This is a genomic window from Paracoccus solventivorans (assembly GCF_900142875.1).
Classification (GTDB): Bacteria; Pseudomonadota; Alphaproteobacteria; order Rhodobacterales; family Rhodobacteraceae; genus Paracoccus; species Paracoccus solventivorans.
In genome coordinates, this window is the sequence record NZ_FRCK01000024.1 from 1 (window position 1) to 1,373 (window position 1,373).

General features: G+C 62.8%; 1 protein-coding gene. It reads left to right on the forward strand.

The annotated features are described in order from the left end of the window. The first annotated feature begins 75 nt into the window (after positions 1 to 75). The gene (locus BUB57_RS16195) at positions 76 to 1,104 is read left to right on the forward strand and encodes an IS110 family RNA-guided transposase (RefSeq protein WP_073068869.1); all 1,029 of its coding nucleotides are present in this window, start codon (positions 76 to 78) and stop codon (positions 1,102 to 1,104) included. Positions 1,105 to 1,373 lie beyond the last annotated feature (269 nt).

Here is a 1,373-nt window from a genome sequence, read left to right on the forward strand (position 1 = left end):
TGATGATGTGACCGCCCCCCGACGGCATCTGATGTGCCAAGGTGGGTCTGCAACGATCCACAAAGGGGAGCGGTCATGTCGGAGATTATCACGGTCGGGCTCGATCTGGCGAAGAATGTATTCCAGGTGCATGGAACTGACGGCGCAGGACGAGCCGTTCTGCGCAAGAAGATACGGCGAGGGCAGGTGCTGGAGTTTTTCAGCCAGCTGCCCTCTTGCGTCGTGGCGATGGAAGCCTGTGGCGGCGCTCACTTCTGGGGCCGGGAAATTGGCAAGCTGGGGCATGAGGTGCGGCTGATCCCGCCGGCCTATGTGAAGCCGTTTGTGAAGCGCCAGAAGAATGACATGGCGGACGCCGAGGCCATCTGCGAGGCGGCTATGCGACCCACCATGCGCTTTGTTCCGGTCAAGAGCGAAGAGACGCAGGGCGCGGCAATGGTCTTCCGGGTCCGGGAGTTGCTGATCCGGCAGCGCACGCAGGCGATCAACGCATTGCGCGGCCATCTGACCGAGTTCGGTCAGATCGTGCCACAGGGAGCGGCCAACGCTGCGCGGCTGATCGCGATCGTGGAGGATCCGGATGGCGCTCTCCCTGCTGATGCCGTCCCCACGCTGAAGGCTTTGATCGCGGCACTCACGCATCTGGAGGCAGAGATCAGGAAGCTCGATGCCGAGATCACCCGGCGCGCCAAGGAGAATGACGTCGCCCGGCGACTGATGACGGTGCCGGGCATCGGGCCGCTGATTGCCACGGCCATCGCTGTTCTGGCGCCGCCACCCGAGACGTTCCGCAAGGCACGCGACTTTGCCGCCTGGCTTGGTCTTGTGCCTCGGCAGCATTCGACCGGCGGCAAGCAACGTCTCGGAGCAACGACCAGAATGGGCGAACGATCCCTGCGACGCCTGCTGATCATTGGCGCCAACAGCGTGGTGATCAAACGTAACGTTCACAAGGAAGCGCAGCCCGGAACATGGCTGGGCAGCCTGCTGTTGCGCAAGCCACCGATGCTGGTGCGGGTGGCTTTGGCGAACAAGATGGCGCGGATCGTCTGGGCCTTGATGGCTCGGGGTGGCATCTACCAGTCTCCGGTCGCAGCGGCGTAAGCCGCCGCAGATCGCGAGGACGTCGGAGCGGAGGAGGGCAAGGAGCAGTTTGGCGCAACAGTTGTGAGACGGGATCGGGAAAACCAGTGTGCAACAGAGTGCCTATGAGCACGCGGCTTTGATCTGGACCCGACCTTCGAACACCATACGGGCCCTGCGGCATGGATCGCGCCGCATCATGAGGCCGGACACATGTCAGCACCCGACAACGCGCCAAGATCAGCTTCAAAATCCCTCTTGCGCTTGGGGCGGTTACACATGTTGCACAA